Source organism: Devosia sp. J2-20 (assembly GCF_055808475.1).
In genome coordinates, this window is record NZ_CM147870.1 from 2,668,886 (window position 1) to 2,694,272 (window position 25,387).

Genomic DNA, 25,387 nt, shown 5'->3' on the forward strand with positions numbered 1-25,387 from the left:
GGTCTTAGGCGTTCTGTGTGAAAGTGCAATGACAGATCAGAAAAGTGCTCTGGGCGGGGTCGCGCTGTGGCGACGCATCGCCGATGCGATCCGGCTCGACATTGTCGGCGGCAAGCTGGCGGCGGGCGACAGGCTGCCAACGGAAGCGGCGCTGGCCGCTCGCTTTTCTGCCAATCGTCATACCGTGCGCCGGGCGCTGGCTGTTCTGGCTGATGAAGGGGTTGTGGCCGCCGAGCAGGGGCGCGGCACCTTTGTGCGCAGCGCGCGACGACTGAGCTATCCGATTGGCCGCCGTACCCGGTTTTCCGAAGGTCTGGCCGGTCAGGCCCGGAGCCTGTCCACCCAGCATCTAGGCGACAAAATCGAGAATGCCACAGCCAGTATCGCCCGCGCACTGGCCATTCCCGCAGGCGCCAAGGTCGTGCGGATCGAAGGGCTATCATCGGCCGATGGCCGCCCGCTGTCGCGCAGCACCACCTGGCTGGCCTATCGCCAGTTTGCCGACTTCGGCCAGCGCATCATCGAGATGACCTCGTTCACGGCGACCTTTGCCAGCTATGGGATTGCCGACTATGCGCGTGCCTCGACCCGCATTTCGGCACGCCATGCCGATGTCGAGGAAACAAAGCTGCTGGCGCTGTCGGCCGGGGCCATCGTGCTGGTGTCAGAGGCCGTTGACGAGGATGCAGAGGGTCATCCCATCTCCTATGCCCTGAGTCGGTTTCCGGCTGAGCGTATGGAACTTGTGGTCTAGGCGCGTCTGGCCTGCCGGGCCAGATCCTCGAGCAGCGCCACGAACTGCATGCCTGCGACCTCCAGCGTGCCGGAATTGTCGATCCGGATGGTGCTTGCTGGCAGGCGGTCGCTGACCCGGCGTTCCATACGGTTCTGGATCGATTGCGCCGTCTCGCGCCCGCGATCGGCCAGACGTTGTTCGATAACCTCACGCTCGGCAGACACCGCCACTACCACAGCATCGGCATAGCGCTCGATCAGTTGCGGGATCATCGCGCGCGAGAGATTGGCCACCACGATCCGACCGGCGCTCAGATCGTCCTCGAGCCCGATGGGCAGGCCATAGCGCAGGCCATGGGCACCCCAGGTCAGCGCAAAGGCACCATCGCGTTCAGCCTGTGCAAAGGCGGCCTCATCAAGGCTGTCATGGTCTTCGCTATCGCCATCGGCCTGACGCGTCACAACGCGACGCACGACATGGATCAGGCCGCTCGGCTCAAGCCGCTCGCGGGCGAAGTTCATCAGGCTGTCCTTGCCTGCGCCACTGGGGCCGACAACGGCGACAAAAGTCCCACTCATATGACGCGACGGCCTTCACGATACACGGTCAGCACGATGGGGATACCGTCCTCGGCACGCAGATGAACGAAGTCGGCACGCTTGCCTGTGACAATCTCGCCCCGGTCGCGGAAACCGGCAGCTTCTGCGGGACGCTTGGTCACCAATTGCACGGCCTTGGCCAAACTTATCCCCTCAACGTTCTCGGCGAGCGAGAATGCAGACTGTAGCATAGAGAAAGGAATGTAGTCCGACGACAGGATATCGAGCAGATCGGCTTCGGCCAGCGCCCGCGCCGATACATTGCCGGAATGAGATCCGCCGCGCACCACATTGGGTCCGCCCATCAGGATGGCCATGCCTGCCTGACGTGATGCCTTGGCGGCTTCCATGGTGGTGGGGAATTCGGCGACATCAATGCCCAGCGCCACAGCCTCCTCAACATGGTCGCGGGTGGCATCATCATGGCTGGCCAGCACGATGCCGAGCGCCCTGCAGGCCTGGGCGATGGCCCGGCGATGTGGCCCGGCAAAGCTATCGGATTCGATATTGCGACGGCGGGTAAAGTCGTCGAGCTCGGCATCGCTGAGCTTAAGCTTGCCCTGGTAGTAGGTCTTGTAGGCGTCCATGCTGGCGAACTGACGCTGGCCGGGGGCGTGGTCCATCAGGGACACCAGACGCACCTGCGGATCATCCTTGAGCAGGTTGAAGCTCTCCAGGCAGTCAGGCGCGGAGACTTCGCAACGCAGATGGATGTGGTGCTCGGCGCGCAGTCGCCCCGCCTTGGTGCCCGCCGCAATGGCACCGGTAAGGGTCTTCATTTCAACAGCGCCCATGTCCGAATTCTCGTCGAGCCCGACACGGATGGCGTCAAGCACGGTGGTGATACCGGAGGCGGCGATCTGGGCATCATGGGCCTGCACGGCTGCTACCGGGTTCCAGCGCACCTTGGGGCGCGGCGCATAGTGGGTTTCGAGATGATCGGTGTGCAGTTCCACCAGGCCGGGGATCAGGTAATCGCCATCAAGATCAATGCCCTTGCGGACGGGCGTGCCGATATCGGTGATGACACCACCATCGACCCGCACCGAGCCCTCGATGGTTTCATTGGCCAGAACGATCCGGGCATTGGTGAGGACAAGCTCCCCGAGTGCGATATTGTTCATGAGCGGCTTATCCTGCTGGCGTGGCAAACGAGTTGATGGCATCGGGCAACGGCGCTGGCTGACGATCAGGGACGGCAGCGCCATCATCGAGCCGGCGGCCGGTGGCACTGTTGAAGGGATGCAGGCCAGCGCGCGGCAGCGTCAGATCAAGGCGCGCACCTTCTGATAGCTCAGAGCGCCCCTGAGCCACAACGATTACCGCCTGATCCAGCCCTTCGACCCGCAAATAGAGATGGCTCTCGCCCCCCACCGGTTCGATCAGCTCGACCGTACCACTCAGCCCCATCTCCCCTGCTCCGGCCTTGCCCAGCCGCACGGCATCGGGACGCACGCCGACAATGTCGGTGCCCTGGGGCAGATCGGTTGGGACATGAATGCCGGCAAGCGCCTGGACCTGCTCCATGGGCATCAGGTTCATTGGCGGCGAGCCGATAAAGCCCGCGACAAACAACGAGGCTGGGCGGTCATAGAGTTCGATGGGCTTGCCGACCTGCTCGATGCGGCCGGCATTCATCACCACCAGCCGGTCGGCCAGGGTCATGGCTTCAAGCTGATCGTGGGTAACGTAAACACTGGTGGTCTTGAGCGCGCGCTGCAGGCGGCGAATTTCAATGCGCATCTGTCCACGCAGCTTGGCATCGAGATTGCTCAACGGCTCATCGAACAGGAACGCCTTGGGCTTGCGGACAATGGCGCGACCCATGGCCACGCGCTGGCGCTGGCCGCCAGAGAGCTGGCGCGGCTTGCGATCAAGGAAAGGCGTGATCTCGAGAATGCGCGCCGCCTCGGCCACGCGGGCGTCAATCTCGGCGCGCGGGGTACCCCGGTTCTTCAACCCGTATTCCAGATTACCGCGCACGCTCATATGCGGATAGAGCGCATAGTTCTGGAACACCATGGCGATGTCGCGCTCGGCGGGCTCCTTGCGATTGACCACATCACCATCGATGGAAATCTCCCCTTCGGTGATGGTTTCGAGCCCCGCAATCATGCGCAGCAGGGTGGACTTGCCGCAGCCCGAGGGGCCCACCAACACGACCAGTTCGCCATCGGCAATCTGCAGGTCGATGCCGTGCACTACGGCCACGCCGCCGGGATAGGTTTTCTTGACGCCGGTCAGGTCGATGCTTGCCATGACTATTTCTCCGTTTCGACCAGGCCCTTGACGAACAGGCGCTGCATGAAAATGACGATGAGGACGGGGGGCAGCATGGCCAGCACGACAGCGGCCATGATGATGTTCCATTGCGGGTCGCTGTCAGCCACGGTCGCCATGCGCTTCACGCCCATCATCAGCGTGTAGTATTTGGGATCGGTGGTGACGAGCAGCGGCCAGAGATACTGCATCCAGCCATAGATGAAGAGGATGACGCAAAGCGCCGCGATATTGGTGCGGCTGAGCGGCAGCAGGATATCGCGGAAGAACTTCATGGGCCCCGCACCGTCGACACGTGCCGCTTCCATCAGCTCGTCAGGAATGGTCATGAAGAACTGGCGGAACAGGAAGGTCGCTGTGGCCGAGGCGATCAGCGGAATGGTGAGGCCAGCATAGGAATTGAGCAGGCCCAGATCAGCCACCACCTTGAAGGTAGGAATGATGCGCACTTCGACAGGCAGCATCAGGGTGATGAAGATCAGCCAGAACACCAGCAGGCGGCCGGGAAACCGGAAATAGACGATGGCATAGGCCGAGATGATCGAAATGGCGATTTTGCCGACGGTGATCAGCACCGCCATCATCAGCGAGTTCCACGCCATCAGCCAGAACGGCGCGACACCGCGACGGGTCTCGGTCAGCACCTGCATGATGTTGTTGATCAGCTCGCTACCGGGGAGCATGGGCATGGCCCCCGAGGATAGGGCCAACGGACCATGGGTGGCCGCGACCACCGCGATATAGACCGGAAAGATCACCACGATTACCCCGGCGATCAGGAACAGGTGGGTCAGGACAGTCAGGAAGGGACGATTTTCGACCATGGCCGTGCTCCTAGTATTGCACCCGGCGTTCCACGAAGCGGAACTGGATGATGGTGAGGCCGATGACGAACATCATCAAAATGACCGACTGGGCGGAGGACGAGCCGATATTGAGGCCGATATAGCCGTCCGAATAAACCTTGTAGACAAGGATGTTGGTGGCCTGATTGGGCCCGCCAGCGGTGGTGGCATCGACGATGCCGAAGGTGTCGAACATGGTGTAGTTGAGGTTGACGATCATCAGAAAGAAGGTGGTCGGCGAGACCAGCGGAAAGACAATGGTCCAGAAGCGTTTCCAGGGTCCGGCACTGTCGATGGCGGCCGCTTCGCTGAGCGATTGGGGCACCGATTGCAGCCCCGCCAGAAAGAACAGGAAGTTGTAGGATATCTGCTTCCAGCTGGCCGCGATGATGATCAGGATCATCGCCTGAGTGCCGTTGAGCTGATGGTCCCAGTCAATGCCGAAATAGGCCAGCAGATAGGGCAGAATGCCGGTGCTGGAATTGAAAATGAACCACCACAATATGCCCGCCACAACGGGCGAGACCGCATAGGGCCACAACAGCATGGTGGAATAGGCCGTGCCGCTGCGGATCAGCCGATTGACGCAGACCGCCAGGATCAAGGCCAACCCCATCGAAATGATGGTCACGGCCAGCGCGAACAGCGCCGTACGGCCGATTGCGGCGAGATAGTCAGGGTCGGCAAACAGACGGCCATAGTGCAGCAGGCCGACAAAATTGGTGGAAAGCCCAAACGGATCTTCGCGCTCGAATGATGACTTCACCGCCTGCCCTGCGGGCCAGATGAAGAAGATCAAGGTGATGATGAGCTGCGGCGCCACTAGGAAATAGGGCAATGCCATGCTGGGAAAGGTGGTGCGCTTGGTATCCATGACCGGGTCCGCTGAAGTCTGCCGGGGATGGACCTCGGCCGAGAAGTGGCAAGGAAACAGGGGCGACCATGGCCGCCCCTGCCCGGGAGGTGAGGCCTAGTTATTGGTGGCTTCGAAATCACGCAGCATCTCGTTGCCGCGGCTTACCAGCGCGTCCAGAGCTTCCTGGGCGGTCTTGTCACCTGCCAGCAGCGCCTGGAATTCCTGATCGATCACGTCGCGGATCTGGGTGTAATTGCCGAAGCGCAGACCCTTGGAGTTGACCGTGGGAGCGTTCAGCGTGATCTGCTTGATGGCGACGTCGGAACCGGGATTGGCGGCGTAATAGCCCTGCTGCTGGCCCAGTTCATAGGCAGCCTGGGTGATTGGCAGGTAGCCCGAAAACTGGTGCCAGTCGGCCTGAACTTCAGCCGAGGAGAGGTAGCTGAAGAAGTCAGCAACGCCCTTGTATTCGGCTTCGTCATGGCCCTGCAGCACCCACAGGGTCGCGCCGCCGATGATCGAGTTCTGTGGTGCGCCTTCGACACCCTCATAATAGGGCAGCATGCCGTAGCCAACTTCGAAGTCAGCAGCATTGTTGATCACGCCGGCACGCGAGGCCGAGGAGTTCATGTAGATGGCACATTCCTGGGTGTAGAACTTGGCCGGGGCATCAGCACCGCCGCCAGGGCCGCCGTACTGGAACAGGCCTTCATCCTGCCACTTCTTCAGGTTTGCCCAGTGCTTGGCCTGATCCGGGCCATTCATGGTCAACTCGGTATTGAGACCTGCAAAACCGTTCTCTTCAGTGCCGATCTGCAGATTGTGCCAGGCCGAGAAATTCTCAAGCTGCACCCAGGAAATCCAGCCCGAGCTGAAGCCACATGTGGCAGCGCCCGATTCCATAATCTGGTGCGAGAAAGCTTCGAGTTCTTCCCAGGTCTTGGGTGGCACGTCGCGGTCAAGACCTGCGGCTTCGAACACGTCTTTGTTGTAGTACAGGATCGGGGTCGAGGAGTTGAACGGCATCGAGAGCATATTGCCCTGGGTGTCGGTGTAGTAGCCGACAACGGCGGGCAGAAAGCCGGACTGATCGAAATCGGCGCCCATATCAGCCATCAGCTGATAGACCGGGTAAACGGCGCCTTGGGCGGCCATCATGGTGCCGGTGCCCACTTCAAACACCTGGACGATGTCTGGCTGTTCGCCGGCGCGGAAGGCGGCGATGGCAGCGGTCATGGTCTCGGTATAGGAGCCCTTATAGACCGGGGTCACGTGATAGTCGGACTGGCTATCATTATAGGTGGCGACAATTTCTTCGAGCTTTTCGCCCAGTTCGCCGCCCATGGCGTGCCACCAGCTCACTTCGGTCTGTGCGAAGGCGGTGGTGGAGGTCAGGGCGAGTGCGAGTGCGGCAAGGGAAAGGCGAACCATAAGGTCTCTCCTACATGACGGAAAATATCAGCAGGACGGGCGCCCTCACTGGCTCGTCTGATGCGAGCGAGGGCTGCCTAACAATGGTACTTATCGGTTGGGTGACGAAGCTGTGACGCTTGCGTGACAGCGCACAGACTTGCTCAGGCCGGCACTTGCTCGAGTTCGATCAGCGTGCCGTCAAAGTCCTTGGGGTGCAGGAACAGCACCGGGTTGCCATGGGCACCAGTTTTCGGCGTGCCATCGCCCAGCACCCGCGCACCGCCTTGGGTCAGGGTGGCGGCAGCGGCGGCGATGTCGGGGACCTCAAAGCAGATATGGTGCATGCCGCCCGCCGGGTTCTTGGCCAGAAAAGCGGCGATGGGCGAAGCTTCGCCGAGCGGCTCGAGCAGTTCCACCTTGGTGTTGCCAGTGTCGACGAACACCACCGTGACACCATGACCGGGCAGCGCCTGCGGCTGGCCGACCTTGGCGCCAAGCAGGTCGCGGTATTTGGCGGAAGCCGCGGCCAGATCGGGGACAGCGATGGCGATGTGGTTGAGGCGACCGATCATTGGTTGGAGAGCCTTCCCTCGATCTGGCTGAGCACCGAAAAGGCTGCACTGAGCACGTTGGTGCCGGGACCAAAGATGGCGGCCACACCACTATCGAGCAGGAAGTCGTAATCCTGCTCAGGAATGACGCCGCCAACAATGACGGTGACTTCACCCAGTTCGCGATCCTTGAGCGCCGCGATCAGTTCGGGCACCAGGGTCTTGTGGCCTGCTGCGAGCGAGGAGACACCCACGGCGTCGACCTTGAGTTCTCCGACATGGGCGGCGACTTCGGAAGCGGTCTCGAACAGATCGCCCATATGGACATCAAAGCCGAGATCGGCGAAGGCGCTGGCGATCACCTTGGCGCCGCGATCATGGCCGTCCTGGCCCATCTTGGCGATAAAGATGGACGGCGCCCTGCCCCGGCTTTTCCTGAAACTGTCGATGCGCCCGGCAATGGCGGCGAATTCGGGATCATCGCCATAACCATCGGCATAGACGCCCGAGATGACGCGGGTGATGGCGGCGTGGCGACCGAAGACATCTTCCATGGCCTGGCTGATTTCGCCCAAAGTGGCGCGGGCGCGGGCGGCAGCAATGGCCGCGTCGAGCAGATTGCCCTCATCCATGGCCGCATATTCGCGCAGGGCGGCGAGCATGGACTGGCATTTGGCCTCGTCGCGGCTGGCGCGGACGCGCTGCAGCAGGGCGATCTGTTCGGCGCGTACCTTGGCATTGTCGATATCGCGCACCTCAAGGGCATCCTCGACATCGAGCCGGTAGCGGTTGACGCCGACAATGACATCCTCGCCGCGATCGACACGGGCCTGCCGCTGGGCGGCGGCTTTTTCGATTTCGAGCTTGGGCGCGCCACTCTGGACGGCCTTGGTCATGCCACCCTGGGCTTCGGATTCCCCGATCAGCGCCTTGGCGCCGTCGGCCAGTTCCCTGGTCAGCGCCTCGACATAGTAGGAGCCGCCCAGCGGATCGACCACATCGGTGATGCGGCTCTCATGTTGCAGGATTAGCTGGGTATTGCGGGCGATGCGGCTGGAGAACTCGGTGGGCAGCGCGATGGCTTCGTCAAAGCTGTTGGTGTGCAGGCTCTGGGTGCCGCCCAGCGTGGCGGCCAGCGCCTCGATGGTGGTGCGCACGATATTGTTGTGCGGGTCCTGCTCGGTCAGCGACACGCCCGAGGTCTGGCAATGGGTGCGCAGCATCTTGCTTCGAGGGTCCTTGGCGCCCAGCTCTGTCATGATCTCGCTCCAGAGCTGGCGCGCGGCGCGCAGCTTGCTGACTTCGAGGAAGAAGTTCATGCCGATGCCGAAAAAGAAGCTCAGCCGGCCAGCGAATTTGTCGATATCGAGCCCCCGCGCCTGCGCGGCGCGGACATATTCCATGCCGTCGGCCAGGGTATAGGCCAGCTCCTGCACCGCCGTCGCCCCGGCCTCGTGCATGTGATAGCCCGAGATCGAGATCGAGTTGAATTTGGGCATGTGCTCGGCGGTGTGGGCGATGATGTCGCCAACAATGCGCATGGAGGGTTCGGGCGGGTAGATATAGGTATTGCGGACCATGAACTCCTTGAGCACATCGTTCTGGATGGTGCCCTGCAGTTTGTCCTGGCTGACGCCCTGCTCTTCGGCCGCCACGATGAACATGGCCAGCACGGGGATCACCGCGCCATTCATGGTCATGGAAACGCTCATCTGATCGAGCGGGATGCCGTCGAACAGGATCTTCATGTCCTCGACACTATCGATGGCCACACCAGCCTTGCCGACATCGCCGACCACGCGTGGGTGATCGCTGTCATAGCCGCGATGGGTCGCCAGATCGAAGGCAACCGAAAGCCCCTTCTGCCCCTTTTCCAGCGCCTGCCGGTAAAAGGCATTGGACTCCTTGGCGGTCGAGAAGCCGGCATATTGCCTAATCGTCCAGGGCCGGTTGGCATACATGGTGGCGCGCACGCCCCGGGTGAACGGCTCGGCACCGGGCACTTCGCCATCCTCGCCGAAATAGACCGGCTGCACGGGGACGCCGCCATAGTCGCGGTTCAGCGAGTCCAGCGGCGTGTCCTTGAGTTCGGCCTGGGCGAGTTTGGCCCAGTGGGCGAAATTGGTTTTCTGGTCAGACATCATAACCCCCACCCTTGTTCCCGCCCCACAAGGGGAGGGAGACGACGCGGCATGGCCCGCGTCACACCATTGAACTTTCGGCGTCTGCGCATCCCTCCCCCTTGTGGGGCGGGAATGAGGGTGGGGGCATTGGCTCATCACACCGCCTCAAATTCGAGAATGACCTGATCGACGGCAAGCACTTCGCCAGCAACGGCGTGGACCTTGCTGATGCGGGCTTTCTTTTCGGCCTTGAGGACGTTTTCCATCTTCATGGCTTCAACGATGGCCAGGGTCTGGCCATCCTCGACCACATCCCCCTCGGCCACATCGATGCGCACCACCTGCCCCGGCATGGGGCAGAGCAGGAACTTGCTCATGTCGGGCGGCACCTTGATCGGCATGTGCTTGAGCAGGGCCGCAACATGGGGCGCGAGCACCAGCACCTTGAGGTCCGCGCCGCGATAGCGGATGCGGAAGCCCGAAGTGGTGGTGTTGACCTTGAGCACGGCGCGGCGACCATCGGACCAGTCGACATGGGCCAGGCCCGAACCGGGCCGCCAGTCGAGACGGGCGGCCTGACTACGCCATTCGGCGTCGACGACAAAGCCGTCGCCATCCGGACTGATGCTGACAGGCAATGCCTGCTCGCCCAGTTGCACATGCCAGTGATGGGCGGTCGCGGTGTCTCCATTGCGGGCCACGCGTCGGGTCATCATCATGGCCGCAGCGGCGGCGATATCGAAGACATGCTCCTCGCTGAGCTCGGCGCCGTGGAAACCCTCGGGGAATTCCTCGGCGATATAGCCGGTGGTCAGACGCCCCTCGCGGAAGCGGGTCTGTTCCATGACAGTGGAGAGGAAGGGCAGATTATTGCCGACGCCTTCGACTTCAAAGCTGTCCAGCGCCACGGCCATGGCGTCGATGGCTTCGCCGCGGGTGGGTGCCCAGGTGCACAGCTTGGCGATCATCGGATCGTAAAAGGTCGAGATTTCGCCGCCTTCGAAAACGCCGGTATCATTGCGGACAACCAGATCGCCTGTCACGCTTTCGACCGGCGGACGATATTTGGTCAGGCGGCCCGTGGAGGGCAGGAAGTTGCGATAGGGGTCTTCGGCGTAGAGCCGGCTTTCAATGGCCCAGCCATTGCGCTGCACGTCGGCCTGCTGCAGCGGCAGCTTTTCGCCATTGGCGGCGCGCAGCATGAGTTCGACCAGATCGAGACCGGTGATCAGCTCGGTCACCGGGTGCTCCACCTGCAGGCGGGTGTTCATCTCAAGGAAATAGAACTTCTTGTCCTTGTCGACGATGAATTCGACCGTGCCGGCGCTCTGATAGCCAACGGCCTTGGCCAGCGCGACGGACTGCTCGCCCATGGCCTTGCGGGTGGCCTCGTCGAGGAAGGGCGATGGCGCCTCTTCGATGACCTTCTGGTTGCGGCGCTGGATCGAGCATTCGCGCTCGTTGAGATAGAGCACATTGCCGTGGCTATCGCCGATCAGCTGGATTTCGATGTGGCGCGGCTCGGTGACGAATTTTTCGATGAAGATGCGGTCATCGCCAAACGAGGACGCGGCTTCGGACTTGGAGCGGTCAAAACCTTCGCGCGCCTCGGCGTCGGTCCAAGCGATGCGCATGCCCTTGCCGCCGCCGCCGGCACTGGCCTTGATCATCACCGGGTAGCCGACCGACTTCGAGATGGTGACGGCGTGTTCGGCGTCATCGATCAGCCCCATATGGCCGGGCACGGTGGAGACACCGGCTTCGGCGGCCAGTTTCTTGGAGGTGATCTTGTCGCCCATGGCCTCGATGGCCTTGACTGGTGGGCCGACGAAGATGATCCCGGCAGCTTGCAGGGCTTCGGCGAATTTGGGGTTTTCCGAGAGGAAGCCATAGCCGGGATGCACAGCCTGCGCGCCAGTGGTTTTGCAGGCCGCGATGATCTTGTTGATCTGCAGGTACGAGTCCTTGGCCGGTGACGGGCCAATATGAACGGCCTCGTCGGCCATGCGCACATGCAGCGCTTCGCGGTCGGCGTCCGAATAGACCGCCACGGTGGCAATGCCCATGCGTTTGGCTGTCTTGATAACCCGGCAGGCGATTTCGCCCCGATTGGCGATGAGGAGTTTGGTGATCATTTTTCGCCAGCGCCTTTGTTGTTCACGGGGCCATCGGTTCTGCGTCTCCCTCCCCTTGTGGGGAGAGATCAAGGGTGGGGGTGTCGGCCAGCACGCCGAGGATCATGGTCATAGTGCCATCCAGATTGTGCAGCACATCGTCATTGCTGATCCGCAGCACGTCATAGCCTTGAGCGGCGATGAAGGCATCGCGTGCGGCATCACGAAGCAGCGCCTGTCCCGTGTGATGGCTATCGCCGTCGACTTCGATGACCAGCTTGGCGCGGTGTGAAGCGAAGTCCGCGTAGTAGGGACCGAGCGGCACCTGGCGGCGGAAATGGTGGCCGAGCGGCTTGAGCTCCCGCAAGGCATTCCAAAGCCTGGCCTCTGCTGGCGGCATGGTTTTCCGCAAACTGCGCGCACGTTGAATGCTCATAGCCCCCCACCCTTGATCCCTCCCCACGAGGGGGAGGGAGACGATAGAACCGAAAGCGTGGCGTCCGATCACGCGTTCGTCGCTTGCTCCGCCATGCATCGTTGCACAGTTGATTGAGAGGATCTCCCTCCCCCTTGTGGGGAGGGAAGAAGGGTGGGGGTGCAAGGCCAACGTCATCCCCTCACAATGGAATATTGTCGTGCTTCTTCTTGGGCCCCTGCGCGCTCTTGTTGCGCAGGGTGGAAAACGCCCGGATCACCCGCCGCCGCGTGCCGTGGGGCATGATGACGTCGTCGATGAAGCCGCGTTCGGCGGCCACAAACGGGTTGGCGAAGCGGGCTTCGTAGTCGGCGGTGCGCTGGGCGATCTTGTCCTTGTCGCCCAGCTCGGAGCGATAGATGATTTCCGAGGCGCCCTTGGCGCCCATCACCGCGATTTCCGCTGACGGCCAGGCGTAGTTCACATCGGCCTTGATGTGCTTGGACGCCATCACGTCATAGGCGCCGCCATAGGCTTTTCGCGTGATGACGGTGACCAGTGGGACCGTGGCTTCGGCATAGGCGAAGAGCAGCTTGGCGCCGTGCTTGATGATGCCGCCATATTCTTGGGCCAAGCCGGGCAGGAAGCCGGGCACGTCGACCAGGGTGAGGATGGGGATTTCAAAGCTGTCGCAGAAGCGGATGAAGCGCGCCGCTTTCTTGCTGGCGTTAATATCGAGGCAGCCGGCCAGCACCAGCGGCTGGTTGGCGACGACGCCGACCGTTTCACCATCGAGGCGGATGAAGCCGATCAGGATATTGCCAGCATGGTCCTTTTGCAGCTCGAGGAAATCGCCTTCATCGGCGATCTTTTCGACCACTTCGCGCATATCATAGGGCTTGTTGGCGCTGTCGGGGATGATGGTGTCCAGGCTCGGATCATCGCGCACGATGGGCTCGTGGGTCGGCCGGCGCGGCGGCTTCTGGCCCGCCGCCAGCGGCAGGAAGCTGTAAAGCCGGCGGACTTCGAGCAGGGTCTCGATGTCGTTCTCGAACGCCGCATCGGCAACCGAGGAGATTTTGGTGTGGGTGGAGGCGCCGCCGAGCTCTTCCTGGGTCACGGTCTCATTGGTCACCGTCTTGACCACGTCGGGGCCGGTGACGAACATGTAGCTGGTGTCTTTGACCATGTAGATGAAGTCGGTCATGGCGGGCGAATAGACCGCACCGCCAGCGCAGGGGCCCATGATCACCGAAATCTGCGGCACCGCGCCCGAGGCCTGGGTATTACGCCAGAACACATCGGCATAACCACCGAGCGAGGCCACGCCCTCCTGAATGCGGGCGCCGCCAGAGTCATTCAGACCAATCACCGGCGCGCCATTCTGCATGGCCAGATCCATGATCTTGCAGATTTTCTTGGCGTGGGTTTCGCTCAGTGAGCCGCCGAAGACGGTAAAATCCTGGCTGAAGACATAGACCATGCGGCCATCAATTTTGCCCCAGCCGGTGACGACGCCGTCGCCGGGAATGATGGTCTCGGCCATGCCGAAATCGGTCGCCCGGTGGGTTACGAACATGTCGTATTCTTCAAAACTGCCAGGATCGAGCAGGATTTCGAGCCGCTCACGCGCGGTCAGCTTGCCCTTGCCGTGCTGGATATCGATGCGCCGCTGGCCACCGCCGACCCGCGCTTCGGCCCGCTTGGTTTCAAGTTGAGCGATGATATCCTGCATGCGTTCGTCTCCCTGCTGAGGGGGAGACTAGCGCGTTGTGACCGATCCCCCAAGACAGCAAAGGGCGCGCCTGTTACAATCACACAAGATCGAATTTGTAATTTTGTGGATTTGTGTGAATGGCCACCCGCAAGATCTTCGCTGGTGCGCGGCTACGGGCCCTGCGGATCCAGCATAAGTTGACCCAGGGCGAGCTGGCAGCGCGGCTCGATATCTCGGCCTCCTATGTTAACCAGATCGAGTCCAATCAACGCCCGCTCACGGCATCGGTGATGATGGCGCTGGCGGACGGGTTCAATCTCGATCTGTCCGAGTTGATGACCGACAGCTCCGATCGTCTGCTGGCCGATCTGCGCGAGGCGCTGGCCGATCCGGTGTTTGGCGAGGGCGTGCCGAATTTGCAGGAACTCAAGACCGTGGCGGCCAATGCGCCAGATATGGCGCGGGCGATGCTGGCTCTGTACGAAACCTATCGCAAAACCAATGAGCGGCTGGCGAGCGTTGATGCGGCGCTAACGCGCGATCCGCATTCGGGCATGCAGACCGCCTATGAGGAAGTGCGCGACTTCTTCCACTATGCCGACAACTACATCGATCCGCTGGATCGGGCGGCCGAGGCGCTGGCGGACGAACTGGGCACGTTCGAGCCGGACCGGCTGAACCGGCTGATGGCCTATTGTGGGGAGGCCCATGACCTTCGGGTGGTGTTGACCGCACCGACACGCCCCGATCTGATCAAGGACTATGATCGCTCCACGCGGACGCTGGCGATCAATGCGCGGCTGGAGCCGGCGACCCAGTTCTTCCAGATTGCCGCCCATCTGGCGGTGATGGAGCAGACTACCCTGCTCGAGCAATTGCTCGACGCGGCCAGTTTCAAGACCACCGAAGCGCGGGCCATTGCCCGCATGGGGCTGGCCAATTACTTCGCCGGCGCGCTGCAAATGCCCTATGGCGCCTATCTCAAGGCTGCCGAGGCGCATCGCTACGACATTGAGGAACTTGGTCACCTGTTCGGCGCCAGCCTGGAGCAGGTGGCGCACCGGCTCTCGACCATGCAGCGGCCGCGCGAAAAGGGGGTGCCGTTCTTTTTGCTCGGGTCGATGCGGCCGGCACAATCACCAAGCGCCACTCGGCAACCGCGCTGCAGTTTGCCCGCTTTGGCGGCGCCTGCCCGCTATGGAATGTGCATCGTGCGTTCGAAGCGCATGGCCAGATCATCCGGCAATTGGCGGAAACGCCAGACGGCAATCGTTATCTCTGTCTGGCGTGGTCGAGCGAAAAGCGCAGCGGCGGCTATCATGGCGTGACGCGGCGCTATGCCTATGCGCTGGGCTGCGAAATCAGCCACGCCAACCGGCTGGTCTATGGCAGCGATATTGACCCGGCGCGGGCCAGCTTTGACCCCATCGGGGTGGCCTGCCGCATTTGCGAGCGACGTCACTGTCCACAGCGATCGGTACCACCGCTGGCTGCCGAAATCAGCATCGACAGCAATCGGCGCGCCATCGTGCCCTACCAGATCAGCTAGAGGCGGCGCGACCTATTGCAGCGTGCGGCTGGCCGACCAGGCCGCCTTGCCATCGGTGCCCGGCTTGGGGCCCTCGAACTTCATCTCGTCGAGTGCCGAGAGCACGGCGTGGCGCTCCTGCTGAAACCGCATGCGGGGCACCAACAGATCCGCCTGCGCCAGATGGGCTGTTTCCAGCTGGCGAGCGGCGTCGGAGAGCTTGGTGAAGCCCAGCAACCCGGCGGTCGAGATCAGCTTGTGCGCTGTGACTTTTTCGGATTCGGCGCCATCCGCGCTGGCGTCGCCAACACCTGCGGCCAACAATTGCGTCTCGAAGCGTACCAGCAATTGATCGACACGTTCCTGACCCATGACGGCGATGAGTTTGACCAGCTCCGGGCTTGTCGGGGGCGAGACGTCATCGCTCTTGAGCGCCTCGCGTCCGTCGATGACGCGTTCGATCTGGGCCAATAGGACATCGCGCTCGAATGGCTTGCCGACATGGGCATTCATGCCAGCGCGCTTGAACCGGGCGATTTCCTCGACCACGACATTGGCCGTCAGCGCGATAATCGGCGTCTGTCCGACGCGACCGGGCATGGCGCGAATGCGGCGGGTTGTCTCCACCCCATCCATGCCGGGCATCTGGATATCCATCAAAATGGCGTCAAACTTGTGCTCGGCAATGGCGACCAGCGCCTCTGTGCCGCTCGATACTGCCGTCACCGTATGACCCATTGGCGTCAGCAATGCCGTCACGACCTCCTGATTGATGGCAAGGTCTTCCACCAGCAGCAATTTGGCGGGTCTGGCCTTGGCCAGGGCAATTTCAGACAGGTCTGTCTTGGCGGCCTGGCTTACGGCTTCGGGCAGGACGGCAAGATAGGTAAAGGTCGAGCCGCGCCCAGGCATGCTGTCGAGCAGGATTTTGCCACCCATGTTCTCGGCGATGCGCCGGGAGATCGCCAGACCAAGCCCAGTGCCGCCATATTGCCGGGAAATCCGGCTGTCGATCTGGGCAAAGCTCTCGAACAGTTGTGACTGGCGTTCAAGCGGTATGCCGATCCCGGTATCGGTGACCGCAAAGCTCAGTTTGCCAGGAGAACCCGCCGTGCTCTCGCGTGTGACCGTGAGCGACACCGTACCGACATTGGTGAACTTGATGGCGTTCCCCAACAGGTTGAGCAGCACCTGGCGGACCCGCGCTTCGTCGCCAGTCACAACCTCGGGCAGGTCATCATCCAGAACCAGATTGAGCGACAAACCCTTGGATTCTGCCTGACTGCGAACGATCGAGCAGCACGAGGTAGCCATGGCCCGCAATTTGAATGGCGCCTGCACCATCGCCATGCCGTTGGCCTCGATCTTGGAGAAATCGAGCACGTCGTCAACGATGGTGACCAGTGCTGCGCTGGCCTGCTGGATCAGATCGAGCTGGCGGCGCACCGTTTCATTGATCGATCCATTCGCCAGGATTACCTGGGTAAACCCGGTGATGGAGTTGAGCGGCGTGCGGATTTCGTGGCTCATGGTGGCCAGAAACTCGGTCTTTGCGGCGCTGGCCTTGCGCACCTGTTCATTGGCCTCGCGCAATTCCTCTAGCATGCGACGCCGGCCAGCCACGATGGCGGCCACAGGCAGCGACAGAAACACACAAACCGCCAGAAAGCCCTGCAGGAAGAACATGCGTTCCTGAAGATCACCGTCCACAAATTGCACGGGACCGGATGTCGTCATGGTCAGGCCAATCGAGACAAATGCAACGCCCAGCACCGCCACTGCCGCACCGAAGAAGCCAGTATAAAACGCCACCAGCACCAGCGGCGGCAGGACTATGAACAGCAGTGGATAGTGCGCCTGCCCGAACACTATCGCGGTGACCACCAATACAAGCGCCAGCAGAAGCAGGGCACGCGGCTGTACCAGACGCTGCAGTTCCTCATTCATATCGAGATTGCGGACGCTCCAGGCGATCGGGAAAATGATCAGCATGCCCAGCGCATCGGCGGGCCACCAGGACCAGAACACCTCGTTCAGCGGCGCGTCATAAAGCTGCAAGAGCAGCACGGCGGCCAGCATTGCCGACACAATTGGTGCCAGAAGGGCTGCAAAAGCGACGAACAATACCTGGTGTCGCACATACGAAAAGCTCAGATTGGGGGCAAAGCGATCCAAAAGCCAAACGGCGCTGAACACCTCAACTGTATTGCACAGCGCAAGTCCGAGCGCGGCGGTCCCAACATCCCCGGAAGCGAGATTGGCCAGTACATTTCCGATCAGGGCTGCTGCGCCCGCCCGCAAGCGTGCCGGCGTGGGGGCAGCCAACACCACGCTGAGCAGAAAGGCATTGGCAAACCAGATTGAGGCGACACGACCGGCTTCGCGTGTCAGCCAAATCCCCGTCCACGCCATGGCGAAGACGACAACACCGACCAGCAGAAACTGCAGCGTGACCTGCGCCATGGGGGAGTGCGCGGGCGCAATCGAGATCTCGCTGTTCTGCGGCGGCCATATGGGCCGTCCGCGCTGCTTGGCTCGCCATATGGTCAGGAGAACTTTGCACAATAAGCCCTGCATTCGAGGATGACTTGCTTGACGGAAGCAGCCAGCCTCGCGCGACTGGCGAGCGTTGACATGTCAGCGTTGAGCAGCAATGCCGACAGTCCGTCGAAGCCGAGAAACACCGAAATGGGCGACAGATCACTGCGGATGAGGTCGAACGACGCCTCGTCAATCACCTCGCCTTCCAGTTCCTGATCGATTTTTTCGAGGTATTTCAGCAGCGATGCCAACAGGCTGGCCGCGCCGGCAACACCAAGTTCACGCACGCGCCGGCCGAACAGTATCTGGTTCCAGACCAGATTTTCATTGGCGGGCACACTTTGGTGCAAGGTGGTCGCGCTGCCAATTTGTACCCTTGCCGTGGCGCGCGAATTGGTCGATTTAATAGACATAGGATGTCTCCTGAAGGCCTCGTCCAGCTGCCGAGAAGAAAATGCAAACCGGCGAAAAATCTGTGACCACCATATATTTGCTTGATGACCACCCTCTGGTGATCGAAGCCTTGCGCGCCATGATCGGCCAGGCCGATGATCTTTCTGTCATTGGCTCTTCCACCTCGGGTGTGGACGCCATGACCGAGATCCCCGAACTGGCCCCTGACATCGTCGTGGCAGATCTGGGCATGCCCGAACTGCCTGGCGAAGAAGTCATTCGCTGGCTGCGCTCGACCCATCCCGACATCGCCATCATCGTGCTGACGGCACGGCGTAATCTGGCCACGCTGCGCCCGCTGGTGGATGGCGGGGTGCTGGGCGTGATCGGCAAGACGGCCGTGTCCGGTGAACTGCTCAACTGCATTCGCACCGTGGCCGCTGGCGAGGTATTTCTCGAAATCGAGAACAGCCCCAACGATACCGGCGATGGCGCGACCGTGGATGCGCTGAGCAATCGCGAGCTCGAGGTCCTGCAGATGGTCGCGCGTGGCCTGTCCGGCAAGCAGATTGCCGCCCAGTTGGGTATTGCCGCCAAGACAGCAGAAACCCACAAGGCACGTGGTCTGGCGAAGCTGGGCCTGTTCAGTCGATCCGACATTTTCCAGTTTGCCCATCGCGAAGGTTGGTTGGACAATAATTAGCAAGCTGGTTCTGGCGCGATCAGTCGGGAAAAACCTGACCGTTCAAGGCGGGATTTTTGAGGCATTGTTGGCTCATCAGGTGGCGCATGGCGTCATCACCGTATGTGGGTTTCAACATGACCGAACCAGTACCCTTTGAGATCACGATGGCCGCCTTGCGCGAGCATTTCACGACGCGCGCCCGCAGCGAAGGCGAGGAACTCAAGCTCCTGGCAGGGACGGTTGTCGTGGACGAAACCGCGCTCAATCGGATCCGCAGGATCGCGCACAGGCTGGCGGGTGCTGCAGCCATTTTCGGCATGCCGGCCGTCTCGACCGAAGCCGCGGATCTCGAAGAGGCAATTGTCGACGGCGCGCCTGAGAACGACATTGCCAGCCAGAGCACCTTGCTGGCCGACAGACTGACAAATCTGGGCTCGTGCCAGCCAGCCTGATCGCCGGCCATCCTCCAGACTTTCCTGCCACCACCAATGCCTCGCAGAACCGATACCAGCGATCAATTGTGATCGAAGACGCTACATTTTACCGGCATTTTTAAACGCTTTGCTCAGGGCCTGAGCGCACACTGCATTGATAAATTGGAGGCTCATGCCATGACCTACGTGTGGCAAGCATTGGTGGCGAATTTTGCCGTCGTCGCGCTGGTGACCTCAATCTGGTCGCAGATGCTGGGGTGGCTCTATGACCAAAGCCCGATGCGACGACGTGCGGCGCTGGGTCTGCTGGTCGGGCTGGGCGCAGCGGCGACCATCGCCATGTCGGTCGAGGTGTCGCCTGGGGTGTTTTTCGACCTGCGTTCAGGCCTGCTGACGCTGGGTGCCTTTTTCGGCGGCCCGGTTGTTGCTCTGATTGCGACCGTGATTGCCGTGGCCTATCGCGCTTTTGAGGGGGGCGCGGGCGTCGTGGTGGGCACAGCCAACCTCGTGGCAGCAGCCTTGATCGGACTGGGCGTGCGCCGGCTGAGCGCCGCGTCAGGACCCAATATACGTTGCATTCTTCTGCTGGGTGTCGCCATGGTTGCCTTGATCTGGGCGTCCATCATGTTGCTGCCCACCGAAGCACAGGCCCGGGCTCTGGCTGGTTTCGCCTTGCCCACCTCGGTCATGAGCTTTCTGGCCACGATCACCATGGGCCTGACGGTGCTGCATGCAGGCGTCATCGCCCGTGAGCGCAGCATCCTGCATGCCGCCCTCGAGCAATCGCCAGATTTCCAGTATATTAAGGACACATCCAGCGTGTTCGTCGCGGCAAACCGGGCTGTTGCCCGACACAACGGATTCAATGAGCCCGGCGAGCTGGTCGGCAAATCGGATTTTGATCTATATCCGCCCGAGCGCGCGCAACAGCTGTTCGAGCAGGAACAGGTGATCCTGCAGACCGGCCAGGCCAGCAATGATATCGAAGAAGTCGTCAAGGACGCACAGGGCGTCGAGCACAATTATCGCACCTCCAAGGCCCCACTGCGCGACCATGAGAACCGCATTATCGGGCTGGCTGGCGTGACGGTTGAAACCACCATGTTCAAGCAGCTTGAGCACGAACTGGTTGAAAGCCGCGACATGCTGGCCACGGCCCTGGCCGAAATGAGCGACGGGCTGGCCATGTTTGACGCCAATGGCTTCATGCTGTTCTGCAATGACCAGTATCGCGACGCCTTTCCGCTCACCGCGCATTTGCGCCGCCCCGGCGTGCATATCAGGCAGATCCTGCAGGCGGTCGTGGATACCGGCGAACAGGTGCAACTGCCCGTTTCGGGTGAAAAGGCGTGGGTTGATTACACATCGAACCAGCTCAAACAGGCCAATGTCGAGGAAATCGAGCTGTTCAACGGCCGCCATCTGCAGCTGCGCAATCGCCCTGCCCCCGATGGTCGCTCTTTGGTGCTGGTGTCAGATGCCACAGAACTCAAGGTCGCCGAGCGCGCTTTGATTGCGGCCAATGCCAGCCTTGAGACGCTGGCTTCGGTTGATGACCTGACCGGTCTGTTCAATCGGCGGGTGTTTGACGAAACTCTGGCACGTGAGCTTAATCGCAGCGTTCGCGCCAACAGCCATCTGTCGCTGCTGATGGTCGATGTGGATCGCTTCAAAGCCTATAATGACACCTATGGTCACCAGTCAGGCGATCGCTGTCTCAAGACCGTGGCGGGCAGCATCAAATCATCCATGCGCCGCTTTAGCGATATGGCTTCGCGCTATGGCGGGGAGGAGTTCGCCATCATTCTGCCCGAGACCGATGAAGACGGCGCCTATTTCATGGGCGATGCCTTGCGCAAGGCGATCCGCGACGAGGCCATACCGCACAGCGCCAGCGAAAAGGGCGTTGTCACGGTCAGTGTGGGACTGGCTCACTATGGTCCCAACAGCAATAGTCGGGCGGCCGCCGAACTGATCGGGCGCGCCGACGAAGCGCTCTATTCAGCCAAGGCTGCCGGCCGCGACCGGGTGATGGGCTGGACCCAGGTTTCTCCGCTCCATTAGCCAACCGCTTCCCCTGTACAGACTGATCGATGCACAGCGGTGTCCATGAGCGGGCAAATCGGGTAACCTCCCCGCGCACTGTGTGAGGCAGTTATTGCGCTGCGCCGGCTGAAAAGTGGCTGGCGACAGGACTTATTTTGAACCTTTTGGCCGTGGGCGCGTAGTGCTTATGGGGGTGTCGTTGCCATCGCACGATGGTGACCTTGGCTCTTTTGCAAATCACCACTGAGCAGCATGCGGACGGCAGGTCCCCGTGCTGAGCGTCACATTGCCAAACAATGGGAGATCCAATGAGCATCGATAATGACGATCCGTCAGAAAACAGAGCACCGGAGGGGCCGACCGAGGTTATCCAGACCGATTACGAGATCGGTCAGGACAACATCGTTCGTCGAAGAGGCTGGCTCAAGGTTGATATTCACAACCCGGTCTTTCTGATTTCAGGTCTGGCCATTGTCGGGTTTGTGATCCTGACCCTGTTCACCGGTCCTATCGCAACCGATGCCTTTGTCGGGTTGCGTGACTTCCTGACCGGCACATTTGACTGGTTCTTCCTGCTGGCTGGCAACATCTTCGTGCTGGTCTGCGTCGGCCTGATCCTGAGCCCGCTGGGCAAAATCCGCATTGGTGGTCGTGACGCGACGCCGGACTATTCCTATACCGGCTGGCTGGCGATGCTGTTTGCTGCGGGCATGGGCATTGGTCTGGTGTTCTACGGGGTTTCCGAACCGGTCTCCCACTTTACGTCTTCCATGGGCGGCATTGTTTCGGATGGCGGCGCACGCACCGACTGGGCGCCACTTGGCGCAGCTGTTGGCGATGCCGATTCCGCCCGTCGTCTGGCGATGGCCGCGACCATCTTCCACTGGGGTCTGCATCCCTGGGCAATCTATGCGGTTGTCGGCCTGTCGCTGGCGATCTTTGCCTATAACAAGGGTCTGCCGCTGACCATGCGGTCGATCTTCTACCCGCTGCTGGGTGAGCGGATCTGGGGCTGGCCCGGTCATATCATCGATATTCTGGCCGTGTTTGCCACCCTGTTCGGTCTGGCGACGTCGCTCGGCATCGGTGCCGGTCAGGCCAATGCGGGACTTTCATTCCTGTTTGGGCTGCCCACCAATAATCTCACCATGGTGTTGCTTATTGCGGCCATTACAGGTGTGGCGCTGGTGTCGGTGCTTGCGGGTCTGGATGCTGGTGTGAAGCGGCTTTCCGAGATCAACATGGTGCTGGCCGGTGTGCTGCTGCTGTTTGTGATTCTGGTTGGACCAACTATCCAGATCCTGAGCGGCTTCTTTGCCAATCTGTGGGCCTATGGCAGCAATCTGCCTGCGCTATCCAATCCCTTTGGTCGGACAGATGACAATTTCCGTCAAGGCTGGACCTCGTTCTATTGGGCATGGTGGATTTCCTGGTCGCCATTTGTCGGCATGTTCATCGCCCGGGTCAGCCGCGGCCGCACGGTTCGCGAATTCCTGATCTGCGTGATGCTGGTGCCGGCTCTGGCCAGCGTGCTGTGGATGACCACCTTTGGTGGCACAGCCATTAGCCAGATCGTCAATGATGGGTATCAGGCCGTGGCCAATGCGAGCCTGGAGCTGCAGCTGTTCGAAATGCTGGCGGCCCTGCCACTGACCCAGATCTCGTCCTTTGTGGGCATTGTTCTGGTCATTGTGTTCTTCGTGACATCATCGGATTCCGGCTCGCTGGTGATCGACACCATCACGGCCGGTGGCAAGCTTGATGCCCCCGTGGGACAGCGCGTTTTCTGGGCGAGCTTTGAGGGTCTGGTCGCTATCGCCCTGCTGTTGGGTGGCGGTCTTGCCGCACTGCAGGCAATGGCCGTTTCAACCGGCCTGCCCTTTGCGGTGATCCTGTTGCTGGGCTGTGTGGCGCTGGTAAAGGGCCTGATGGCCGAGCCGCGCTAAAAGCGATCCACACGCCAAAACAAACCCGCCGCAGCGCTTGCTGTGGCGGGTTTTTCTTATTCTTCCTCGCCGGTCCAGGTTGGACGGCTATAATCGGGCTTGGGCGGCGGAGTGCCGTCATGGGCATAGCTATTGGGTCCGATATCGGGCTCTGGATGCTGATCGGCGCCGCCGGGATGGGGGACCTTGTCGGTATCCTCATGCACCTCGGGATGGGGGTCAGCGACGTCGTTTAGCCCGGTGCCTGCACCTGTGGGCAAGCCGTCGGGTTGGGGAATGGAACGCTCAATCATGGTTGGCTCCTCAAACGTGTTTGCACTGGGTATCAAGCCTCAAACGGCAATCGGCCCAACGCTGCACACCTCAAAGAGGTTGCCGCGCCGGGCCGAGCACTGCTCGCTTTGGAGGTCGGCAGTTTAGTGAACGGTTGCCGGCAGAATGGTCTCACCCAGCAGGCTCACAGACACGCCGGAGCGACCAATCTCGGCAAGGCCGAGATTGCGCAACTGCTCCACGAGTTCATTGTCAACGCCGCTACGCCCTGCGCGCAACGCGCTCAGGGCCTGTTGTTGCTGGGGGGTCAGAAGAGTCCAGGATAGGGTCATCGGCTTCACCTCGCTTGTTGTGCGATGTAAACCTTGAATGCGCCTTTGCGTTCCCACATCCCTGATCACATCTGGACTGGCGCGCCCCGATGCCCCACCGCTAGTCGATCACGGCCTGCAGAAATTCACGGGTCCGCGCCTCGGTGGGGTCGGTGAACAACTGTTCGGGCGTGCCCTCTTCGCGGATCTGACCCTGATCGAAGAAGCAGACCCGGTCCGAAATCTCGCGGGCGAAACGCATTTCGTGGGTCACCAGCAGCATGGTCAGATCGTGTTCCTCGGCCAGGCGACCGATCACGGTAAGCACTTCGCCGACCAGTTCGGGATCCAGCGCCGAAGTGGGCTCATCAAACAGCAGTATGCTGGGCCGCATCGCCAGGGCCCGGGCAATGCCGACACGCTGCTGCTGTCCGCCCGAAAGCTGGTGCGGATACTTGCTGGACTGATCGGCCAGGCCAACCAGATCAAGCAGCTCCTCGGCCCGCTGTCGGGCTTCCTTCTTGCTCATCCCGAGCACCTTGACCGGTGCCTCGGTGATGTTGCGCAGCACGGTCATGTGCGGGAACAGATTGAACTGCTGGAACACCATGCCCAGTTGCGCACGCATTTTGCGCAGATGCGCCTCGCTGGCCGGCTTGAGCCCATCAGGCCCCTGCTCGTGCCAGAGCGGTTCGCCATTGACCGAGACGACACCGCCATCAATGCCCTCAAGCGTCATCAGGATGCGCAGCACGGTCGACTTGCCCGAGCCGGATGGTCCGATAATGGAGACCTTCTCGCCGCGCTTGACCTCGAAATCGAGTTCGTTGAGCACGGTCAGGTCGCCAAAGCGCTTCACGACCTTGTCGAATTTGATGATTGAATCGCTCATTTTAGGGGTATCCCCTGCTTGGGAAGCCAGTTGTCGAGCAGGCGAACGCCTGCCGACGCAACCAGCGTCATGATGAGGTAGAGGCCGCCAACCAGTGACAGCGGAATGAGGTAACTGAAGGTGCGATCGCCAACGATCTTGGCGACGTTGAGCATCTCGAGCACCGTGACGACCGATAGTACCGGCACGTCCTTCATGATCGAGACCAGGTAATTGCCCATGGCCGGCACGATGCGCGGAATGGCCTGCGGCACCACGATATGGGTAAAGGTCCGCGCCGCCGACAGGTTGAGCGCCCGCGCCGCCTCATGCTGATCCTTGGCCACCGCTTCGAGCCCAGCCCGATACACTTCGGAGGTGTAGGCGCTGTACTGGATGCCCAATGCCAGCGCGCCGGTCATGAAGGCGGGCAGCACGATGCCGTACTCGGGCAGCACGTAATAGAGGAAGAACAGCTGCACCAGCAGGGGCGTGTCGCGGATGAACTCGGTGATCAGGGTCGCTGGCCACGAGATGAAGCGCGACGGTGCGCTCTTGAGCACGGCAAAGACCAGCCCCAGTACCAGCGCGACAAAGAAGCCGAGCACGGTGGCCTGGATTGTCACCCACATGCCGATCAACAGGATCGGCATGATGGAAATGGCGAAGGCGAGTGGGCTCGACAGGTCCCATTCAAATCCGAATAACAT

Annotated in this window: 21 protein-coding genes and 2 pseudogenes; 6 read left to right on the plus strand and 17 right to left on the minus strand. The window is 61.3% G+C overall.

Features of this window, described 5'->3' with window-relative positions; genetic code table 11:
• The first annotated feature begins 28 nt into the window (after positions 1-28).
• Positions 29-754: a phosphonate metabolism transcriptional regulator PhnF gene (gene phnF / locus AC0L37_RS13010; protein WP_282220887.1), complete on the plus strand. Its 726-nt coding sequence runs from the start codon at positions 29-31 to the stop codon at positions 752-754.
• On the opposite strand, the gene phnN is transcribed toward phnF, so the two are convergent.
• The 11 genes and pseudogenes from phnN to AC0L37_RS13065 form a co-directional block, all read right to left on the minus strand.
• Positions 751-1,314 (minus strand): phosphonate metabolism protein/1,5-bisphosphokinase (PRPP-forming) PhnN, encoded by a 564-nt coding sequence (phnN, locus tag AC0L37_RS13015; RefSeq protein ID WP_282220886.1) that lies wholly within the window; start codon positions 1,312-1,314, stop codon positions 751-753. The genes phnF and phnN overlap by 4 nt on opposite strands.
• Positions 1,311-2,459: an alpha-D-ribose 1-methylphosphonate 5-triphosphate diphosphatase gene (locus AC0L37_RS13020; RefSeq protein WP_282220885.1), complete on the minus strand. Its 1,149-nt coding sequence runs from the start codon at positions 2,457-2,459 to the stop codon at positions 1,311-1,313. The genes phnN and AC0L37_RS13020 overlap by 4 nt, the downstream gene beginning before the upstream one ends.
• A gap of 85 nt (positions 2,460-2,544) precedes the next feature.
• Positions 2,545-3,594: pseudogene (locus AC0L37_RS13025) on the minus strand (sn-glycerol-3-phosphate import ATP-binding protein UgpC); the annotation flags it as partial.
• 2 nt (positions 3,595-3,596) lie between these two features.
• The gene (ugpE, locus tag AC0L37_RS13030; RefSeq protein ID WP_212658725.1) at positions 3,597-4,439 is read right to left on the minus strand and encodes a sn-glycerol-3-phosphate ABC transporter permease UgpE; all 843 of its coding nucleotides are present in this window, start codon (positions 4,437-4,439) and stop codon (positions 3,597-3,599) included.
• 10 nt (positions 4,440-4,449) lie between these two features.
• Positions 4,450-5,334, minus strand: coding sequence for a sn-glycerol-3-phosphate ABC transporter permease UgpA (gene ugpA, locus AC0L37_RS13035; protein ID WP_282220884.1), 885 nt, complete (start codon positions 5,332-5,334; stop codon positions 4,450-4,452).
• Between the two features lie 96 nt (positions 5,335-5,430).
• Positions 5,431-6,747: a sn-glycerol-3-phosphate ABC transporter substrate-binding protein UgpB gene (gene ugpB / locus AC0L37_RS13040; protein WP_212658727.1), complete on the minus strand. Its 1,317-nt coding sequence runs from the start codon at positions 6,745-6,747 to the stop codon at positions 5,431-5,433.
• 143 nt (positions 6,748-6,890) lie between these two features.
• Positions 6,891-7,301 carry a methylmalonyl-CoA epimerase gene (mce, locus tag AC0L37_RS13045; RefSeq protein ID WP_282220883.1) on the minus strand — a complete coding sequence of 137 codons (411 nt, stop codon included), beginning with the start codon at positions 7,299-7,301 and terminating at the stop codon, positions 6,891-6,893.
• Entirely contained in the window at positions 7,298-9,421 is a 2,124-nt protein-coding gene (gene scpA, locus AC0L37_RS13050) for a methylmalonyl-CoA mutase (protein ID WP_282220882.1), read from the minus strand. The genes mce and scpA overlap by 4 nt, the downstream gene beginning before the upstream one ends.
• A gap of 137 nt (positions 9,422-9,558) precedes the next feature.
• Positions 9,559-11,538 carry an acetyl-CoA carboxylase biotin carboxylase subunit gene (locus AC0L37_RS13055; RefSeq protein WP_282220881.1) on the minus strand — a complete coding sequence of 660 codons (1,980 nt, stop codon included), beginning with the start codon at positions 11,536-11,538 and terminating at the stop codon, positions 9,559-9,561.
• A gap of 22 nt (positions 11,539-11,560) precedes the next feature.
• A complete protein-coding gene (locus AC0L37_RS13060) occupies positions 11,561-11,953 on the minus strand; it encodes an endonuclease domain-containing protein (protein WP_473313073.1) in 393 nt (130 codons plus the stop codon).
• Between the two features lie 181 nt (positions 11,954-12,134).
• Complete coding sequence (locus tag AC0L37_RS13065) at positions 12,135-13,667, minus strand: acyl-CoA carboxylase subunit beta (protein WP_282220879.1); 1,533 nt, start codon at positions 13,665-13,667, stop codon at positions 12,135-12,137.
• A gap of 119 nt (positions 13,668-13,786) precedes the next feature.
• Here AC0L37_RS13065 and AC0L37_RS13070 point away from each other — a divergent pair.
• Positions 13,787-15,198 (plus strand): annotated as a pseudogene (locus AC0L37_RS13070) (helix-turn-helix domain-containing protein).
• Between the two features lie 12 nt (positions 15,199-15,210).
• Here AC0L37_RS13070 and AC0L37_RS13075 read toward each other — a convergent pair.
• The gene (locus tag AC0L37_RS13075) at positions 15,211-17,640 is read right to left on the minus strand and encodes a hybrid sensor histidine kinase/response regulator (RefSeq protein WP_473313075.1); all 2,430 of its coding nucleotides are present in this window, start codon (positions 17,638-17,640) and stop codon (positions 15,211-15,213) included.
• An 83-nt stretch (positions 17,641-17,723) separates the two neighbouring features.
• The gene (locus AC0L37_RS13080) at positions 17,724-18,131 is read right to left on the minus strand and encodes a hypothetical protein (RefSeq protein ID WP_282220877.1); all 408 of its coding nucleotides are present in this window, start codon (positions 18,129-18,131) and stop codon (positions 17,724-17,726) included.
• A gap of 62 nt (positions 18,132-18,193) precedes the next feature.
• Here AC0L37_RS13080 and AC0L37_RS13085 point away from each other — a divergent pair, with 62 nt between their 5' ends.
• The 4 genes from AC0L37_RS13085 (at position 18,194) to AC0L37_RS13100 (ending at position 23,222) form a co-directional block, all read left to right on the plus strand.
• Entirely contained in the window at positions 18,194-18,814 is a 621-nt protein-coding gene (locus tag AC0L37_RS13085) for a response regulator transcription factor (RefSeq protein ID WP_282220876.1), read from the plus strand.
• Between the two features lie 116 nt (positions 18,815-18,930).
• Positions 18,931-19,248 carry an Hpt domain-containing protein gene (locus AC0L37_RS13090; RefSeq protein WP_282220875.1) on the plus strand — a complete coding sequence of 106 codons (318 nt, stop codon included), beginning with the start codon at positions 18,931-18,933 and terminating at the stop codon, positions 19,246-19,248.
• Between the two features lie 159 nt (positions 19,249-19,407).
• The gene (locus AC0L37_RS13095) at positions 19,408-21,294 is read left to right on the plus strand and encodes a diguanylate cyclase (protein WP_282220874.1); all 1,887 of its coding nucleotides are present in this window, start codon (positions 19,408-19,410) and stop codon (positions 21,292-21,294) included.
• Between the two features lie 290 nt (positions 21,295-21,584).
• On the plus strand, positions 21,585-23,222 hold the full coding sequence (locus AC0L37_RS13100; RefSeq protein ID WP_269368228.1) for a BCCT family transporter: 1,638 nt from the start codon (positions 21,585-21,587) through the stop codon (positions 23,220-23,222).
• A gap of 56 nt (positions 23,223-23,278) precedes the next feature.
• On the opposite strand, the gene AC0L37_RS13105 is transcribed toward AC0L37_RS13100, so the two are convergent.
• The 4 genes from AC0L37_RS13105 to ehuD form a co-directional block, all read right to left on the minus strand.
• Positions 23,279-23,515 carry a hypothetical protein gene (locus AC0L37_RS13105; protein WP_212658740.1) on the minus strand — a complete coding sequence of 79 codons (237 nt, stop codon included), beginning with the start codon at positions 23,513-23,515 and terminating at the stop codon, positions 23,279-23,281.
• A gap of 123 nt (positions 23,516-23,638) precedes the next feature.
• Entirely contained in the window at positions 23,639-23,827 is a 189-nt protein-coding gene (locus AC0L37_RS13110) for a hypothetical protein (RefSeq protein ID WP_212658741.1), read from the minus strand.
• 100 nt (positions 23,828-23,927) lie between these two features.
• Positions 23,928-24,698, minus strand: a complete 771-nt coding sequence (gene ehuA, locus AC0L37_RS13115; protein WP_269368226.1) for an ectoine/hydroxyectoine ABC transporter ATP-binding protein EhuA — start codon at positions 24,696-24,698, stop codon at positions 23,928-23,930.
• Positions 24,695-25,387: an ectoine/hydroxyectoine ABC transporter permease subunit EhuD gene (gene ehuD, locus AC0L37_RS13120; protein ID WP_212658742.1), complete on the minus strand. Its 693-nt coding sequence runs from the start codon at positions 25,385-25,387 to the stop codon at positions 24,695-24,697. Before ehuD ends, ehuA begins: the two co-directional genes overlap by 4 nt.

What these genes read in the sequence shown, in the direction of transcription:
- AC0L37_RS13110 (WP_212658741.1), bottom strand. Translation starts at nt 23,827, where the DNA reads ATGACCCTATCCTGGACTCTTCTGACCCCCCAGCAACAACAGGCCCTG.
- AC0L37_RS13100 (WP_269368228.1), top strand. Translation starts at nt 21,585, where the DNA reads ATGAGCATCGATAATGACGATCCGTCAGAAAACAGAGCACCGGAGGGG.
- phnN (WP_282220886.1), bottom strand. Translation starts at nt 1,314, where the DNA reads ATGAGTGGGACTTTTGTCGCCGTTGTCGGCCCCAGTGGCGCAGGCAAG.
- AC0L37_RS13090 (WP_282220875.1), top strand. Translation starts at nt 18,931, where the DNA reads ATGACCGAACCAGTACCCTTTGAGATCACGATGGCCGCCTTGCGCGAG.
- AC0L37_RS13060 (WP_473313073.1), bottom strand. Translation starts at nt 11,953, where the DNA reads ATGAGCATTCAACGTGCGCGCAGTTTGCGGAAAACCATGCCGCCAGCA.
- phnF (WP_282220887.1), top strand. Translation starts at nt 29, where the DNA reads ATGACAGATCAGAAAAGTGCTCTGGGCGGGGTCGCGCTGTGGCGACGC.
- AC0L37_RS13075 (WP_473313075.1), bottom strand. Translation starts at nt 17,640, where the DNA reads ATGGCGCAGGTCACGCTGCAGTTTCTGCTGGTCGGTGTTGTCGTCTTC.
- ugpE (WP_212658725.1), bottom strand. Translation starts at nt 4,439, where the DNA reads ATGGTCGAAAATCGTCCCTTCCTGACTGTCCTGACCCACCTGTTCCTG.
- AC0L37_RS13055 (WP_282220881.1), bottom strand. Translation starts at nt 11,538, where the DNA reads ATGATCACCAAACTCCTCATCGCCAATCGGGGCGAAATCGCCTGCCGG.
- AC0L37_RS13065 (WP_282220879.1), bottom strand. Translation starts at nt 13,667, where the DNA reads ATGCAGGATATCATCGCTCAACTTGAAACCAAGCGGGCCGAAGCGCGG.
- AC0L37_RS13080 (WP_282220877.1), bottom strand. Translation starts at nt 18,131, where the DNA reads ATGTCTATTAAATCGACCAATTCGCGCGCCACGGCAAGGGTACAAATT.
- ehuA (WP_269368226.1), bottom strand. Translation starts at nt 24,698, where the DNA reads ATGAGCGATTCAATCATCAAATTCGACAAGGTCGTGAAGCGCTTTGGC.
- mce (WP_282220883.1), bottom strand. Translation starts at nt 7,301, where the DNA reads ATGATCGGTCGCCTCAACCACATCGCCATCGCTGTCCCCGATCTGGCC.
- AC0L37_RS13020 (WP_282220885.1), bottom strand. Translation starts at nt 2,459, where the DNA reads ATGAACAATATCGCACTCGGGGAGCTTGTCCTCACCAATGCCCGGATC.
- AC0L37_RS13095 (WP_282220874.1), top strand. Translation starts at nt 19,408, where the DNA reads ATGACCTACGTGTGGCAAGCATTGGTGGCGAATTTTGCCGTCGTCGCG.
- ugpA (WP_282220884.1), bottom strand. Translation starts at nt 5,334, where the DNA reads ATGGATACCAAGCGCACCACCTTTCCCAGCATGGCATTGCCCTATTTC.
- AC0L37_RS13105 (WP_212658740.1), bottom strand. Translation starts at nt 23,515, where the DNA reads ATGATTGAGCGTTCCATTCCCCAACCCGACGGCTTGCCCACAGGTGCA.
- scpA (WP_282220882.1), bottom strand. Translation starts at nt 9,421, where the DNA reads ATGTCTGACCAGAAAACCAATTTCGCCCACTGGGCCAAACTCGCCCAG.
- ehuD (WP_212658742.1), bottom strand. Translation starts at nt 25,387, where the DNA reads ATGTTATTCGGATTTGAATGGGACCTGTCGAGCCCACTCGCCTTCGCC.
- ugpB (WP_212658727.1), bottom strand. Translation starts at nt 6,747, where the DNA reads ATGGTTCGCCTTTCCCTTGCCGCACTCGCACTCGCCCTGACCTCCACC.